The 17019-nt window shown below is 41.1% G+C and carries 13 protein-coding genes and 1 tRNA gene; 11 read left to right on the forward strand and 3 right to left on the reverse strand.

What is annotated here, in order from left to right:
* Positions 1 to 278 precede the first annotated feature (278 nt).
* The 4 genes from brnQ (at position 279) to recJ (ending at position 5336) form a co-directional block, all read left to right on the forward strand.
* Positions 279 to 1622, forward strand: a complete 1344-nt coding sequence (gene brnQ, locus Q4600_RS07500) for a branched-chain amino acid transport system II carrier protein (protein WP_248956214.1) — start codon at positions 279 to 281, stop codon at positions 1620 to 1622.
* Positions 1623 to 1723: 101 nt separating this feature from the next.
* Positions 1724 to 2626, forward strand: coding sequence for a site-specific tyrosine recombinase XerD (gene xerD / locus Q4600_RS07505; RefSeq protein WP_303514538.1), 903 nt, complete (start codon positions 1724 to 1726; stop codon positions 2624 to 2626).
* A gap of 165 nt (positions 2627 to 2791) precedes the next feature.
* Positions 2792 to 3520 carry a bifunctional protein-disulfide isomerase/oxidoreductase DsbC gene (dsbC, locus tag Q4600_RS07510; protein ID WP_303514535.1) on the forward strand — a complete coding sequence of 243 codons (729 nt, stop codon included), beginning with the start codon at positions 2792 to 2794 and terminating at the stop codon, positions 3518 to 3520.
* 91 nt (positions 3521 to 3611) lie between these two features.
* Complete coding sequence (gene recJ / locus Q4600_RS07515) at positions 3612 to 5336, forward strand: single-stranded-DNA-specific exonuclease RecJ (protein ID WP_303514533.1); 1725 nt, start codon at positions 3612 to 3614, stop codon at positions 5334 to 5336.
* Between the two features lie 132 nt (positions 5337 to 5468).
* Here the strand turns inward: recJ and Q4600_RS07520 are convergent.
* Positions 5469 to 5544 (reverse strand) — tRNA-Phe (locus Q4600_RS07520).
* A gap of 292 nt (positions 5545 to 5836) precedes the next feature.
* Here Q4600_RS07520 and Q4600_RS07525 point away from each other — a divergent pair.
* The 3 genes from Q4600_RS07525 to Q4600_RS07535 are packed head-to-tail and all read left to right on the forward strand — an operon-like array spanning position 5837 to position 9869.
* Entirely contained in the window at positions 5837 to 8047 is a 2211-nt protein-coding gene (locus tag Q4600_RS07525) for an RND family transporter (RefSeq protein ID WP_303514530.1), read from the forward strand.
* The gene (locus Q4600_RS07530) at positions 8044 to 8817 is read left to right on the forward strand and encodes a hypothetical protein (RefSeq protein WP_303514528.1); all 774 of its coding nucleotides are present in this window, start codon (positions 8044 to 8046) and stop codon (positions 8815 to 8817) included. The genes Q4600_RS07525 and Q4600_RS07530 overlap by 4 nt, the downstream gene beginning before the upstream one ends.
* Positions 8808 to 9869: a 3-oxoacyl-ACP synthase III family protein gene (locus tag Q4600_RS07535; RefSeq protein ID WP_303514525.1), complete on the forward strand. Its 1062-nt coding sequence runs from the start codon at positions 8808 to 8810 to the stop codon at positions 9867 to 9869. The genes Q4600_RS07530 and Q4600_RS07535 overlap by 10 nt, the downstream gene beginning before the upstream one ends.
* Before the next feature lie 178 nt (positions 9870 to 10047).
* Here the strand turns inward: Q4600_RS07535 and Q4600_RS07540 are convergent, their stop codons facing one another.
* Positions 10048 to 10809 carry an outer membrane protein assembly factor BamD gene (locus Q4600_RS07540; RefSeq protein ID WP_303514522.1) on the reverse strand — a complete coding sequence of 254 codons (762 nt, stop codon included), beginning with the start codon at positions 10807 to 10809 and terminating at the stop codon, positions 10048 to 10050.
* Positions 10810 to 10934: 125 nt separating this feature from the next.
* Between Q4600_RS07540 and rluD the strand changes: the two genes are divergently transcribed.
* The 4 genes from rluD (at position 10935) to Q4600_RS07560 (ending at position 15907) form a co-directional block, all read left to right on the forward strand.
* Positions 10935 to 11909: a 23S rRNA pseudouridine(1911/1915/1917) synthase RluD gene (gene rluD / locus Q4600_RS07545; protein ID WP_102527792.1), complete on the forward strand. Its 975-nt coding sequence runs from the start codon at positions 10935 to 10937 to the stop codon at positions 11907 to 11909.
* Between the two features lie 23 nt (positions 11910 to 11932).
* Positions 11933 to 12694, forward strand: a complete 762-nt coding sequence (pgeF, locus tag Q4600_RS07550) for a peptidoglycan editing factor PgeF (RefSeq protein ID WP_198589555.1) — start codon at positions 11933 to 11935, stop codon at positions 12692 to 12694.
* Positions 12695 to 12835: 141 nt separating this feature from the next.
* The gene (gene clpB / locus Q4600_RS07555; protein ID WP_303514515.1) at positions 12836 to 15409 is read left to right on the forward strand and encodes an ATP-dependent chaperone ClpB; all 2574 of its coding nucleotides are present in this window, start codon (positions 12836 to 12838) and stop codon (positions 15407 to 15409) included.
* A 183-nt stretch (positions 15410 to 15592) separates the two neighbouring features.
* Positions 15593 to 15907, forward strand: a complete 315-nt coding sequence (locus Q4600_RS07560) for a hypothetical protein (RefSeq protein WP_102527790.1) — start codon at positions 15593 to 15595, stop codon at positions 15905 to 15907.
* Between the two features lie 126 nt (positions 15908 to 16033).
* Here Q4600_RS07560 and Q4600_RS07565 read toward each other — a convergent pair whose 3' ends face one another.
* Entirely contained in the window at positions 16034 to 16483 is a 450-nt protein-coding gene (locus tag Q4600_RS07565; protein ID WP_303514511.1) for a DUF4124 domain-containing protein, read from the reverse strand.
* Positions 16484 to 17019 lie beyond the last annotated feature (536 nt).

The following is a 17019-nucleotide window of genomic DNA, read 5'->3' on the forward strand; positions in this document are numbered from 1 at the left end:
TTACTTTGTGCTGGGTTTGCGCTTGTTTATCTATACGCTATTTGATATTAGTTCCTACCCGTTTAAAGGCGCTAAACGCAGTTAAATGGTAGAAAAAGAAATACGACTCACAAATGAGTGTTCTAAAAACGAGAAAATGGCTTTTTAATAACCATTTGTGAGTAGTTTTTAATAAAATAAAGTGTAATTTTAAGTTTACATTCTTACAGGTGGGTTTTGATTAGCAGTAGCTAATTAGCACTGAATCACTTAAGTTTGTTAAAAAACAAAACAACAAGATGGGGCATTGTGTGCAAAACAGTAATATGAGTATTGGCGATACATTAGGCTTAGGCTTTATGACTTTCGCATTTTTCTTAGGTGCAGGTAACCTTATTTTCCCGCCTTTTGCAGGTATGTTAGCTGGCGAGAATATGACGCTGGCAATGTTAGGTTTCCTTGTTACTGCAGTGGGTTTACCTCTTGCTGGTCTTATCGCGGTTGCTAAGGCAAACGGTAAGGTTATGGCAATGCTCCCAGCATTTGCTGCCACTGCATTAGCGGTTTCTATTTATATCATTATTGGCCCAGCATTCGCCGCACCTCGTACAGGGTTAGTGGCGTTTGAAATCGGCGCTCGCCCATTTTTAGATAACGCTGAAGCTGTGATTCAAATCGGGGCACTGGCGCTGAATCAAGCACAGTTGTTTTACACTATTGGCTTTTTTGCTTTGGCGATGGTGTTGTCGCTATACCCAGGTAAATTGCTTGATAGCGTTGGTAAAGTATTAACCCCTATTCTTATTTTCTTGTTGGTTGGTTTAGCTGTTTCAGTGATTGTTACTCCGAGTGCTGCGATCGGTGCTGCGACTGGTGATTATATTGATAGTCCGCTTTCTAAAGGTATTTTAGAAGGTTACAACACGATGGATACATTAGCGTCTGTGATCTTCGGTATGCTAATTATTGATATTCTTCGTAAGAAAGGTATTACTGAATCTAAAGCGCAAACTCGTTACCTTGTTCGTGCTGCTATTATCGCCGCTTCAGGTCTAGCTTTTGTTTATATTTCACTATTCTATTTAGGCGCAACGGCTGGTGATATAGCAGCTGGCGCTGAAAATGGCGGTCAAATCCTCACAAACTATGTTACCCATGAGTTCGGAACTATGGGGACGGTACTATTAGCTGCAGTTGTGAGCATTGCTTGTTTAACAACAGCAGTTGGTTTAATCACAGCATGTTCTGAGTATTTCAATGAGTTGCTACCAAAGATTTCATATAAAGCATTCGTTATCTTTTTCAGCTTAGTATGTGCAACCGTTGCAAACGTTGGCTTAACCCAGCTCATTAATATCAGTATTCCTGTATTGATGACGATATACCCTGTGGCGATTGCACTTGTGGCGATTACTTTCTTGACTGAGCGTTTTGCTCGTCCAGAGTTTTCACACCGTCTAGTGCTATCGGTTGCGTTGTTCTTCGGTATTTTTGATGGTCTTAAAGCCGCTGGATTCGAGATTAATTTCTTAAGCTTCATGCCACTTCATAGTGAAGGCATGGCTTGGTTACTACCTGTTGGTATTGCAATCGTGGCATGTTTATTTGTCCCAGCTAAAGATCAAGCGGTAGCTGCGAGCTAACCAAAAGTCATTGCTTGGCAATCTTTGTCAAAACAAGTTAATTTTAGTTACACTAATGGCGTTATTTCAATTGAAATAACGCCATTTTTTTAGGAAAAACAGTGACAGACAAATATCAAGCGGACCCTATTATCGACGCCTTTTTGGATGACTTATGGTCCACAAAGGGCTTAAGCGATAACACCTTGGCATCTTATCGCACCGATTTGCGTCACTTTGAGCGTTTTGTATTGAGTCAAAGCCGTTGTTTAATTGATGTTGACCAAGCAAGCATCCGCGATTATTTGGCTTATCGGGTTGAGAAAAATTTTGCTAAAACCAGCACTGCAAGATTGCTTAGTAGTCTAAGACGTTTTTATGGTTACTTAATTGTAAAACAGAGCATTGATGTGGATCCAACGAGCTTAATCGAGTCACCAAAGCTCGCACGTCAGTTACCTGATGCGCTAAGTGAAAGCCAAATCGATGCGTTACTGGATGAGCCCAATGTTGAAGATGCCGTTGAATGCCGTGACAAAGCGATGCTGGAATTACTTTATGCAACAGGACTGCGAGTGACAGAACTTGTGAGTCTCACCCTTGAGCAAATCAGTTTACGCCAAGGACTAGTGAGAATCGTGGGTAAGGGCGGTAAAGAACGCTTAGTGCCATTAGGTGAGTTAGCGGTGACTGAGGTCGAGCAATACTTATTAGCAGCACGAGCAGAATTGCTGAACAATAAACAAAGTGATGTATTGTTTCCATCAAAACGTGGCCAAATGATGACTCGGCAAACGTTTTGGCATCGGATAAAGCTCTATGCTATTCGCGCCGGAATCAATAGTCATTTATCGCCCCATACTTTACGGCATGCATTTGCGACTCATCTGCTGAATCATGGCGCAGATCTGCGTGTGGTGCAGTTACTATTAGGCCACAGCGATTTATCGACGACCCAGATATATACTCATGTGGCTAAAGCTCGATTGCAGCAATTACATAGTCAGCATCATCCAAGAGGCTAGTGTTCAACAACACGCGATAAAGATTTGTTACGTTAAATATGGTGGCAGTTGTCACCAATAAAGGACTTAAGGTTGCTTTAGTCATATATTCGCTGTAACTTTTGCCGACAATATCAGGTCTATGTATTAGCTGAGACATTCAGTTTTACCCAATAGGATTTATTAATGAAGTTAACCAAAGCATTTTCTTTCGCGATAACGCTAGCTGTTGCCCCACTGCTACAGGCAGCTTCTGCAACAGATATTCCCAATGAAACTGAATTGAAACAACAAGTGTCAGACGTACTTGGCGTTAATGTTTTGAAAATTCAATCATCACCTATTGATGGTCTGTATCAAGCATTTACCGATCGTGGTGTTTTATATGTTTCTCCGGATGGTACTAAGCTGATTCATGGCAACATGTATGACCTTAAAAATGGCATGCAAAACTTAACTGAAGCTGCATTAGCTGGCCCACGTATTGATATGCTAAAACCATTTGAAGACGAGATGTTGGTGTACAAAGCCAAGAACGAAAAGCATGTGGTGACTATTTTTACTGATGTGGATTGTGGTTACTGCCGTAAATTGCACCAAGAAATGGATGGCTATAACGATTTAGGCATTACGGTTCGTTATTTAGCGTATCCAAGAGCTGGTATTCCGTCAGCAAATGCTGAAGAAATGAAAGCGGTTTGGTGTGCAACCGATCCACTAAAAGCAATGACCGAAGCTAAGACTGGCGGTAATGTAAAAGCTGCAAGCTGCGATGCGAACATTGAAGAACAATATCGTTTAGGTCAGGCATTTGGTATTAATGGTACGCCAGCAATCGTGTTAGAAAATGGTATTTTAGTACCAGGTTACCAACCACCTTCTGCATTATTGAACACAATTAAAACTAACCTCTAATTTGGGTTGTTTTAAATAAAAGGTGAGCCATTGGCTCGCCTTTTTTGTAATCTTTAATTGTCGATTTTTATAGTAAAAATAAGGTTTATTTGTGGCTCACAAAATTGTCCGCCGTGCTGAAGTAGATGACAGTCATTTACCTGCAACTATCCATCCTTTATTAAAACAGCTTTATGCTCGCCGTAATGTTGATTTAACGGGTTGTGAGCTAAGTTTATCTAAGCTACTTAGACCTGAAACTATGATGGGCTTATCTGAAGCTGCAGTCATTATCGCTGATGCAATAGCAGCGCAAAAGTCGATATTAATCGTGGGTGACTTTGATGCTGATGGCGCGACATCAACGAGTGTATGTTTATTAGCACTGCGTATGATGGGCGCAACTAAGATTGATTACTTAATTCCTAATCGTTTTGATTATGGCTATGGATTAAGTCCTGAAATTGTCGCGGTTGCCCAGTCAAAAGGCGCAGAATTACTTATTACTGTTGATAATGGTATTTCATCAATTGACGGCGTTGCTGCTGCTAAACAGCTGGGCATGCAAGTGGTGGTGACTGATCATCACCTACCTGGGAAAAGTTTGCCTGATGCTGATGCGATTGTGAATCCAAATCAACATGGATGTCAGTTCGCCAGCAAATCGATTGCAGGGGTTGGAGTCGCATTTTATTTAATGTCAGCATTGAGAACTGAGCTGAGATCGCGTGACTGGTATCAAACCCATCAAATTTCCGAACCTAACCTAGGCAGCTTACTCGATATTGTGGCGCTGGGTACAGTCGCTGATGTTGTGTCCCTAGATAGTAATAACCGCATCTTAGTTCAGGCGGGACTGCAACGCGTAAAGTCGGGTCGTTGCCGAGTGGGAATTACAGCTTTGTTAGAAGTGGCTAAACGCAGCCCACAACGAATAGTCGCCTCAGATTTTGGTTTTGCAGTGGGCCCAAGACTAAATGCTGCAGGTCGTCTTGATGAAATGGCTCTAGGTGTCGAAACCTTATTATGTGAAGACATGATGCTAGCTCGTAGAATGGCTGATGAACTTGATGGCTTAAACGGTGAGCGCCGTGAATTAGAAGCCGGAATGCAGCAAGAAGCACTTAAAAGCTTACAAAAATTGACCTTAGATGAATCGAAATTGCCTTGGGGATTAGCGATTTTTCAAGATGATTGGCATCAAGGGGTGATTGGTATTTTAGCCTCAAGGATCAAGGACAAATATCACCGACCAGTGATTGCGTTTGCTGATGCTGGCGAGGGTGAAATAAAAGGCTCTGCGCGCTCAATTAAAGGCTTACACATGCGCGACTTACTCGAGCTGATAAATAGTCGTCACTCTGGGATGATCATTAAATTTGGTGGCCATGCAATGGCTGCTGGGTTATCCCTACGAGCAGATGCGTTTTCCGAATTTGAAGCCGCTTATGATAAAGCCGTGAGAGAGATGCTAAAGCCAGAACAATTAACTGGTGAAGTCTTATCGGATGGTGAATTGCCAACAGAACTTATGAATCTTGAGACGGCTTTCTTATTACGTGAGTCAGGCCCTTGGGGCCAGTCATTTGAAGAGCCATTATTTGACGGTTACTTTAGTGTTATTCAGCAAAGAATTGTTGGAGAGAAACATCTTAAATTGGTGCTCGAAACAGACTGTGGTTCTGTGATGATGGATGCCATTGCTTTTAATGTCGATTTAGCAATATGGCCAGATGCCACGATTAAACATGCAAGAGTCGCCTATAAGCTGGATGTGAATGAGTTTAGAGGTAATCAGACGGTGCAGATGTTGGTGGATTATATCGAGCCTGCTTAAACATCCTTTCTACAGCTCAGTCAGCGCTGGCTAACCCTGCGCTGAGTTAGGGCGTTAAATCGCAGATACAAAAAAGCCTCGCAATGCGAGGCTTTTTTGTTATTTAGTCGCGTTAGCCACCAAATCTAAATATGGTGCCCGAACCCGGAATCGAACCAGGGACACGAGGATTTTCAATCCTCTGCTCTACCGACTGAGCTATTCGGGCGACGGACGCAATTAAACGTTTTTTGCGGTCTAGAGTCAACTTTTTTTTGTGCTTAAGTGAATATTTAAGCTTGTTTGACCAAGAATTCCGCAAAAGGCTCAAATGTTCAGCTAATGTTTGAACGATGAACGGACCCATTTCAAACAGCAATAAGTTGAATATATATAATACAAAGGATAATTTTTACGTCTGATTGAATAGAAAATCACCGTAAAGAGGTCTTATTGATTGAATACTATAAATAACCTCGCATATTCACATTGGGTACTCGCTATTGAACTGGCAAATATCAATGATCAATCGAACGCTTAAATATCCATTATGGGTAGGACTGGCTGTATTTATTCTGATCTTAGTCAGCATATTAGGCATGCTTAGAATAAATCTTGATGTGAACTTTAATGACTATTTTGCTCATGATGATGCTCAGTTTATTGCGCTGCAGAAAATGCAGCAAAGGTTTGCACAGCGCAATAGTTTGCTTTTGTTATTAGAGAATCAACAAGATTGGCGCCAAGTAGAACAAGAGTCTGAGCTAATTAATTTCATCAATCAGTTACAAGCTGATAGCACGATTATAAGTGTTGGCGGTTATGGGACATTTATTGCTGACTTAAACACTGGTGCTAACGCTCATCAAAATAAGGCTGATACTTCACTTCAGTATTCTCAATTACTCGCTTACAAGAAACATCCTAGGCTACCACTGGTTATAAATGAAACTGGCACAGCCATTGTGTTGAGCATTCAATTCAGTGAACGAGAAAAAAATAATTACCCTAATGCAACTTTATGGCGAGAAAAAACCATAGATAATTTATTAGCTAAGGCGAATGGTTTTTGGAGCAGTGAGAGGATTGAAAGCAGTGACTCAGTGAAAATATACCTTAGTGGAGAGCAAGCATTGAATTGGCAGTACGCTAAAGTGTTACGTCATGATTTAACTTGGTTTGCACCTAGCTTGCTGTTGATTATTGCACTAATGGCGTTGTTATTTATTCGAACACGGGTTTGGTTATTGGCAATCGCAATAAACTGCATCATCACTTTATTCATCACGCTTGGGCTTGCTGGGTGGCTAAATCTCACTATTGCAGCGATTAGTGCTTTTATTCCTGTGATCATCATTACCTTGTCATTAGCGTATTCTGCGCACCTATATTTAGCGTGGCAGCAGGGAATTAAACAGGGTATAGCAGATCCGGTTAAATTTAGTTTTGAGCACAATAAACAACCCTTGTTTTATGCGACGCTGACAACCATGTTGGGGTTTGCCTTATTAAGCTTTAGTCCATCTCCACCTATTCAAAGTTTTGGTGTTTTAGTGTCGGTTGCCGTTGTGTGTCATTATCTGCTTTGTCACAGTGTCTTGGTTATTATTGTCAGCAAAGCCCAAAATAAATCAGTTAACGAGCCATTTAACAGTGCATTGTTAACGGTTGAAGCCATCGCGAAAAATAGCACTAAAGTCCCTAAGTTAATGTTAATTACAGTCACGGTGATATCTATATTGTCACTGTTGAGTGCTTCTAAACTTGAGCTGAATGATGACCCATTTAGTTATTTCCCCAGTGATAATCCTTTTAGTCAATCAAAGCAGAAAATGCAGCAATACTTTGATGGTGTAAATCTGATTCATTACGAGATAAGCAACAAAGAACAGGCAATTTACGATAAACAGTATTTAGCTTTTTTATATCAGTTTGCACGTTTTTTAAAGCAACAACCTGAAGTAAAAAGAGTCACCCATATTGGTGATTGGGTAAAAAGTGCAGGTCTAAACCAAAGCCAGTTTCAGCGCGTAATCAATCAAAACTCAGTGGAGCAACTTGGCCTTGAAGCAGAAATCTCCACAGATTATCAATCAAGTTTAGTGAGTCTTTATCTTGCGCCATTAACGGCGAGGCAAATGATCGATTTTGAACAGCGTGTATCAATGTGGCTCATTGATAGTCAAACTGATATTGGAGTAAGCCACGCGTTAGGAAGTAGTCTGCTATTTGCTCACTTATCCATTGATAATGCCAAAAATATGTTGTGGTCATTTGCCATTGCACTTGTGCTCCTCAGTATGATCTTAGGGATTATTAAGCGCAGTATGATGTTTGCGGCAATCGGATTAGTCGTTAACTTTTTACCATTACTTTGGGTGTTTGCTGCTTGGCAGCTAATGGGGGGCTATATCAGTATTGGTAGCGCTGTTGTATTGGGGATCATGTTAGGGATTATTGTAGATGACACCTTACATCTGTTATTAAAACTGCCGCAGCCTAATAAAGCCGCTTCGTTTGAATCATTCTGGCCTAGATATGCTGCCATTATTCCAGTGATTAGTTTTACTAGTTTAACTTTGGTATTGGGTTTTGGTATTGGTTTGGCCTCAGATTTTGCCCCTATAGCTCAGCTGAGTCTATTGTCTTGTCTGGTCATTGTCTTAGCTTGGCTATTTGACGTTTTAGTACTACCGGTTATTTACCATCAATGGAGGCGCTACTTAGCATGAGCTATGCGGGTATGAGAAGTATGGGTAAGAGCGAAAACATTAGCCTTAAACGTTGTTTTGGTAAACGAGCTGCGCCTCGAATGCAGCAGGGGAAAAATGCGCATCGTTTACTGATTTGGACCGAGCAATTAGGTCAGTCAGTCATCCCGTTTAATGATGCACAAACGGAATCTATGGCAAACTTATTGCCGCTATTACTCTGCGGCGAGCAGTCTGCACAGCTGGTGTTTAATCAGGAAATTGCGAGACTGAGTGCTAACTCAATCAATCAAGTTACAGGTGCAAACTCACATCAATTGGTATTGTCATTGATGGAGGTGGAATCTGACGAGTGTCGACATGATATTGCACTGCAAAGTGTTGCAGAGCAGTTACCTGAAATAGATTCTGTAAGAAAAGTGCAGCGCCTAGCTAAACGGTTCTATAGCAGTCTTAGCCGCGTTGATGATTATAGTCAGCACTTTGTTCGTATTGCGATATTGGATACTTGTGTCACCCAAATCATGCAAGCTTTCGAGCAAAGCCACCTAGGTATAAACCATCCTTTTAGTCAGTTATGCGGCTTAATTAAAAAAGATGAAGCAAAACATGTCTATATCAGTCGTCATCATGCCATTGAGTTAGGTGCGAGCCATGCTGATTTTCATCAGCAACAAGCGTTTATTACCCAGAACTTATTTCAGTTATTAACTAGCCAAGGCAGTGCTTTTGAACACATGGGAATTTGTTTAGATTCTCTGCAACAGAAACTGGAGGAAAAATGGCAGTAAAATTTGCCCAACACAACTTATCCCTACACTCAATTGCTCATCAGTTACCTGGCAGCAATATTGATAATGAAACCTTATTGGCGTGTTTATCTCAGCAATCTGGCCGATTAAATGCCCGAAAAGCTAAAAGTATCGTTAAACGACTCGGTATTGAAGGTCGCCACTTAGTACGAGACTTAACTACAGCGACAAGCTCCGCTTCACCAACCAGCATAGAATTAAGCGAGCAAGTATTAAAGCGAGCATTACAAAACGCCAATATGAATGCTGATGAGCTAGATTACTTATTAACTCATACTTGTACTCCTCATACCCAAGTACCGCCTAATGCGGCTTGGCTTGCAGATGTTATGGCTTATCACGGACCATATTTGGAGTTAAGACAAGCCTGTACTGGTTTTGCCAATGGTTTACAAATTGCATCGGCTTTTTGTGCGGTAAACCAAAAGCCTGTTGCGATAGTGGGCGTTGAAACAGGCTCGGTATATTTTGATATGGATAAATCATTTATCGATACTGAGCAACTGGTGAATTATGTGCAAATGGGCGACGGCGCTGCAGCGGTTGTGCTAGCACCCGCTATAGATGGAAAATCGACAATATCTGATATTTATCTAGGGCAGATTGGCCATCAAAGACAACCAGGGTTTTACTTGGACAGTGGCTCTAACGACGTTGGCGAAAAGCGCATGGCGCGTTTTCATCATAATATCCATGCGGTTAGAGAGCAGGGAAGTCAGCTATTTGAACTTGGCTGGCAAGCACTGCAAAGCCGTGGCTACCAATTAGATGATTTTGCCTATATTTTACCTCACCAAGCGAATGGGCATATTGATGCGCTAATGGCTGAAGCTTTAGGGATCACGCCAGATAGAGTTATCAATGATGCTAAACAGTTTGGTAATCTTGGCTCAGCGGCTATTTGGGTGAGTTTATCGAACTTAATCCATTCGGGGAAATTACAAGATGGTGACAAAGTAGCGGTGCTCGGCGCAGAAGCAACCAAATACCTTTATGGTGGTTTTGTGTATCAGCACCGCGAAACACAATAATCATTAAAAAGTTAATATTTGAACATTAGACATTAAAAAGCCCGCGATAAACATCGCGGGCTTTTGTTTAGCTATTTAGTCAATAATCAATAATCAATAATCAATAATCAATAATCAATAATCAATAATCAATAATCAATAATCAATAATCAATAATCAAATAAGCCTGTAATCAGACTTATTTGATTTGTTCGCTATCAGGAAAGTTAGCAGCAATAACAGTCAATACATTTTGTTTTAGCTGATCTTGGCCTAACTCACCGTAAGCTTCTGACATAATTTCAAGTGCACGTTCAGTTGCTGGCGTACCTGGGAATTGCTCCATAACGGACTGAGCACGAACTGCTGCTGCACTCCAAGCTTCCATTTTGATATAATACTCAGCCACTTTAATTGAGTATTGCGCTAGGCGGTTTTTTAGATACTGCATGCGTTGTTGTGCATCTGCAGAATACTTACTATCAGGGTAACTTTTGATTAAACGATCAAAATCTTTAAATGCATCTTGCGCATTTTTTGGGTCACGATCGGTACGGTCAATATTCATCATATCGTGGAAAAGATAATTATCAGCCTGCATATTTGTTAAACCACGCATATAATAGACGTAATCAATATCAGGGTGCGTCGGATTTAATCGTAAGAAACGATCGATATTGGCAATGCCTGATGCCACGTCATCCATCTTGTAATACGCAAAAATCATATCAAGTTGTACTTGAGTTTTGTGCGGTCCAAATGGGTAGCGAGAGTCTAAAGCTTCAAGGGTTCTTACCGCTTTAGAATAGTTACCAAGTTCCATTGAGGTCCTTGCTTGGGCATAAAGTCCTTCTGGAGACCTAGCATTTAGGTCTTCATCTTCAAAACCTTTTGAGGTACTACAAGCCGATAAAGCTAATGAAAACAATACTAGGGCGGCGCCTTTGGCAAATTTAGACATATGTAAATTCAATTCTTTTATAAGTTGTTGTTAAGAATTTTTCCATTTCACTGTAAAATAGAAAACAATCCGATTGTAACAGATAGCACATTCACTTTGGACCCCAAAAAAGGGGTACGGTTCCTATGACACAAGAGATTAACCTAAAAAGCGAGATCACAGCAATCCAAACAGGTCTTCGATTAGACCAAGCTTTGGCTGAATTGTTCCCTGATTATTCCCGTACACGCATCAAAGAATGGATCCTATCTGGTGCAGTTTCTGTCGATGGCGTTGTTGTCGATATACCTCGTGAGAAGGTACTAGAGTCGCAGTTAATTGCGGTAGAAGCAACGCTTGAGGAAGAAGTAAAAGATAAAGCACAGAATATTGAGCTTAATATCGTTTATGAAGATGAGCATATTATTGTTGTAAATAAGCAAGCTGGCCTGGTGGTTCACCCTGGTGCTGGTAATGCTGACGGCACATTATTAAATGCGTTATTACATCATTGCCCTGACATTGAGCACGTACCACGTGCGGGTATTGTGCATCGTTTAGATAAAGACACAACTGGTTTAATGGTTGTGGCTAAAACGGTTGAAGCGCAAACCCATTTGGTAACAGCTTTGCAAGCCCGTGACATCGTTCGTGAATATGAAGCGATTGTGATTGGTACTATGACTGCTGGTGGCACTGTTGATGAGCCGATTGAACGTCATGAAACTCGTCGTACACAAATGGCAGTGATCATGGGCGGCCGTCCTTCAGTGACGCATTATCGCGTTGCTGAAAAATTCAGAGCACATACTCGTTTAAGACTTCGCCTTGAAACAGGTCGTACTCACCAAATTCGTGTGCATATGGACTACATTGGCCATGTACTTGTCGGCGATCCGGTTTACGGTGGTCGTCCTCGTCCGCCTAAGAAAGCCAGCCCTGAGTTTTTTGATATCTTGAAAAACTTCAATCGTCAGGCTTTGCATGCAGTACGTTTAGAGTTAGCGCACCCTTTCACACATGAAATCATGTCGTGGCAGGCGCCTATTCCAGAAGATATGCAGATGCTGGCCAAAGCAATGCGTAAAGATACTGAAGAAAACCCGATTGAGTACCTGTAAATTTATTGATTAAAGGCTAAATCGTGTATAAAGCCAGTTGGCCAATTCCTGAAAATGTCGGCATCGCCATGACCCATCGTCATGGCGGTGTTAGTAAGCCTCCCTTCGACAGCCTTAATTTAGGCTTACATGTCGGTGATCTTGCTTCAGATGTATTAGCCAACCGCGCTTTAATTCAACAACAGTTATTGATTGCTTCTCCATTGTTATGGCTCGAACAGGTTCATGGCACTGAAATCATTGACTGCTCAAATTTATCAGTCGCATCTTTAGCAAACAAACTCCCGCCTAAAGCTGATGGCAGTTATTCATCTTCAGCGCATATTTCTCTAGCAATCATGACCGCTGATTGTTTACCTGTACTACTGTGTAATAAACAGGGTACTGAAATTGCTGCAGTACATGCAGGCTGGCGTGGTTTATGTGATGGCGTGATTGAAGTTGCAGTTGATAAATTTAATTGCGAAACCACAGATATTATGGCTTTTCTTGGTCCAGCTATTGGCCCTGAAGCGTTTGAAGTCGGCGCCGAAGTAAAACATCAGTTTGTAGAGCAACATCCTGACTCGTCGCAGTTTTTTAAGCCTGTTGCTAATAATCTCCAAATTGATTCGAATAAATACCTCGCTGATTTAGCTTCCTTGGCAAAACATCGCTTAACATTACTTGGGGTCAACCAAGTCTTTAGCGCTGATATCTGTACTTTTTCAAGTCACGATTACTTTTCGTATCGCCGCGATCAAAAAACAGGTCGAATGGCTTCGCTTATCTGGTTAAAGTCTTAATCTGTTTTGTCGATTTGATCTGAATCAATTAATCTACCCATATTTAATTGAATTTCAGTGTCTATATTGAATTATCGATAAACATCCCCATATTTTAATTATCAAAACATTCCGTTTTTATTAAATTGTGTAGGAGGCCGTATGAGACTCGATCGTATGACCAATAAGTTTCAAATCGCCATTTCAGATGCCCAATCATTGGCATTAGGGCGCGATCATCAGTTTATTGAACCTATTCATTTGATGATGGCGTTATTAAATCAAGATTCAGGCTCAATTCACCCTTTACTCACTCAAGCTGGTATCAATGTCAGCGGTTTACGTTCATCTTTGAGTCAGGAGTTAGAGCGACTGCCACAAGTGGAAGGTACGGGGGGGGATATTCAATTATCCCAAGGCCTAATTCGACTACTGAACTTGTGTGACAAGCTAGCGCAAAAACGCAAAGACAAATATATCTCGTCAGAGCTTTTTGTTATGGCGGCTCTTGAAGGTAATGATGCCTTAAGTAAGTGCCTAAAAGATGCTGGCGCTACAAAGGCATTACTGGAAACGACTATTGAACAAATTCGTGGTGGCCAGAAAGTAGATGACCCCAACGCTGAAGATCAGCGCCAAGCATTAAATAAATTTACTGTCGATCTCACTGAGCGTGCAGAGCAAGGCAAACTTGATCCTGTGATTGGCCGTGATGAAGAGATCCGCAGAACTATTCAAGTATTGCAACGCCGTAGTAAAAATAACCCGGTATTAATTGGGGAACCTGGTGTGGGTAAAACCGCTATCGTTGAAGGTTTAGCTCAGCGCATCGTTAACGGCGAAGTACCAGAAGGCATTAAAAATAAGCGCGTGTTATCTCTGGATATGGGTGCATTGATCGCTGGCGCAAAATACCGTGGTGAATTCGAAGAAAGATTAAAAGCTGTATTAAACGAATTGGCGCAAGAAGAAGGCCAAGTCATCTTATTCATCGATGAACTGCACACTATGGTAGGTGCAGGTAAAGGTGAAGGGGCGATGGATGCAGGTAACATGCTCAAGCCAGCTTTAGCCCGTGGCGATTTACATTGTGTTGGCGCGACAACATTAGATGAATATCGTCAATACATCGAAAAAGATGCAGCGTTAGAGCGCCGTTTCCAAAAAGTGCTTGTAGAAGAGCCAAATGTAGAAGACACGATTGCTATTTTACGAGGCTTAAAAGAGCGTTATGAATTGCATCATCATGTTGAGATTACCGATCCTGCTATTGTTGCTGCAGCAAGTATGTCGCATCGATATATCTCAGACAGAAAGCTGCCAGATAAAGCGATTGATCTTATTGATGAAGCCGCTTCAAGCATCCGGATGCAAATAGACTCGAAACCGGAAGCATTGGACAGGCTGGATCGTCGAGCAATTCAATTAAAGCTAGAAGAACAAGCGTTAATTAAAGAAGAAGATGAAGCGAGCCGTAAACGTTTATCTCACTTGCAGGTAGAACTTAAGCAAGTTGAAGAGAAAGCCGGTGAACTAAATGAAATATGGCATACCGAAAAAGCCGCCCTTGCGGGCACTCAGCATATTAAAGCTGATTTAGAGCAGTCTCGAATGGATATGGAAGTAGCGAAGCGTGCAGGTGATTTAACCCGCATGTCAGAGCTGCAATATGGCCGTATACCTGAATTAGAGAAACAACTCGATTTAGCGTCACAAGCTGAGATGCAAGATATGACCTTATTACGTAATAAAGTCACCGATGCCGAAATTGCCGAAGTGTTATCAAAAGCCACAGGTATACCTGTGTCGAAAATGCTTGAAGGTGAGCGTGATAAATTATTGCAAATGGAAGAGGCATTGCATCAAAGAGTTATTGGCCAAAACGAAGCAGTAGAAGCTGTATCGAATGCGATAAGAAGAAGCCGAGCAGGACTTGCAGATCCCAATCGTCCTATTGGTTCTTTCCTGTTTTTAGGTCCGACTGGTGTGGGTAAAACAGAGTTGTGTAAATCGCTGGCGACGTTCTTATTTGATACAGAGTCTGCAATGGTTCGCATCGATATGTCAGAGTTTATGGAAAAACATACAGTATCTCGGTTAGTCGGCGCGCCTCCGGGCTACGTAGGTTATGAAGAAGGCGGCTATTTAACTGAAGCCGTTCGTCGTAAACCTTATTCGGTCATTTTAATAGATGAAGTGGAGAAAGCGCATCCTGATGTGTTTAATATTTTACTTCAGGTATTAGATGATGGCCGCTTAACTGACGGTCAAGGTCGCACGGTAGATTTTAGAAATACCGTGATCATTATGACCTCGAATTTAGGCTCTGACATTATTCAGGATGGTTTTGCATCTCAAGATTATGCGCAAATGAAATCGTCTGTGATGAATGTGGTAACCCAAAGCTTTAGGCCAGAATTTTTAAATCGAATAGATGAAACAGTCGTGTTCCATCCTTTGGCTGCAGAGCATATTGCTCACATTGCCGAAATTCAGTTAGAAAACCTTAAGCATCGTTTAGCAGAAAAAGACTTCACTATGTCTATTTCTAAAAACGCATTGGCACTGATTGCTGAAGCTGGCTTTGATCCGACCTATGGCGCTCGTCCTCTTAAAAGGGCTTTACAACAGGAAATCGAAAACCCATTGGCACATTATTTATTAAAAGGGGAGTTGCTTCCGGGTAAACCGATTTTAATTGATGTTGAAGATGGCTTGCTGACATTTAAGCAATAATCAAACAGCAAATGAAACTTAAAAAGGAACCTGATTGGTTCCTTTTGTATTTTTTGCTCAGTAAATAAGTGAATGAGCATTAAATACGAGGTTGACATAACTTGATGGTGGCTAATTATTGAACTAATTTAATTAAAGGCGTACTAGGTAAAGTCACCTCAATTCAAGTCAAAAGGATAAAACATGAAAAGAACCGTCTTATTATGTATCGCGTTAGTCTCGATTGCAGCAACAGGTTGCAGTAGCTCACCAGAACGAAGCGATGGCACAGAAGTTATCGGTGTCGGCAATGTTGAATACAATAGTCTTTATCATTTTGGTTATAACAGGGGCTGTACAAGCGCTATCGCGCAAAACACATCTAACGAATCACTGGAATCAATGAAGGATAAAACGCTACAAGGCATTGACCCATTTGAAGATGGCTGGCGATCAGGTACTGAAACATGCAGCAATGGAGAATTCAAATCTATGTACACTGTTGGTAATGCTGGTTAGTGTTTGAATAATGACAGTGAGTTAGATTGTTCGTCTGTAATTAGTAATTAGTAATTAGTAATTAGTAGATATCAAAAAGGAGCCGAGGCTCCTTTTCTATTTTGATCTAAATTACACAGCGAAATCTTACTGACAAAATAGCTTAATGCGTTCTTCACTCTTTTCTATTTGCTCTAAACGTTCTTCCTCTGTGACGACTATTTCCTCTCCAGTCTCTTTATTAGTGCGATGCAAATTATGATAACTATTTAACACATTCAAACTATGCTTAGCACTTTCACAGATTGAGGCAGCTTGCTCGGCATCCTTTTCTTTAATAAGAGCTGCTTTTTGAGCCAAATCAGATTGTGAAGTAGCTTGACTTGAAGTCGGTGTATTAGGTAATACGGGAACATAACCCACTTGAGCAGGCTCGATGTCTTCGCTGTATACTTTTTTAGAATCTACATCTTCAGGGGGTTGTTGGCTGTAATGAGACACACCATCTTTATCTACCCAAGTATAAATAACGGTAGCAAAACTAACATGACTAACACTCAAACAAAGTAATAAAGCAAATAGACGTAAATTGAACATAGATTTTCCTAGATGGTGAAGCGTAATTTTCCCTAATAAAAATAAAATAGGCTAAATAGCCGATAAAACCAATAGCTAAGTAGATATTGTTGATGCTTATTGCTGCTATAAATGGAAATCAACAGCAACAGAGTCACTATCTGAAGCGAACTTGATAAACGTCAAATCCCTCTCTAAACCAGTAAACGGTGCGTTTTAGTAGAAAAACACTTCATAATGGCTAACTATTGTTCAGTTGAACTGAGTTTGCAATAAAACTGCAAAAAAGCCCTTGCGCGAAAATCTGATTTGCCTATAATGCGCATCCACTGACACGGCAGAGCGCAATAGCGAAACACTGAGTCAGGTTGATTAGAGACGGTTTTAACCGCTTCAAATTAACGGCAAAAAGAAGTTTGAAAAAACACTTGACGCCAATGAGGGAAAGCGTAGAATACGCATCCCTGACCAACACGGTCAACGCTCTTTAACAATCAAACAAGTAAATCTGTGTGGACACTCACAGGTGTTGAGTTAATCGAAATTGTCACTTAGGT

Origin of the sequence: Shewanella sp. 2_MG-2023, from assembly GCF_030548905.1 — a bacterium.
Taxonomy (GTDB): domain Bacteria; phylum Pseudomonadota; class Gammaproteobacteria; order Enterobacterales; family Shewanellaceae; genus Shewanella; species Shewanella electrodiphila.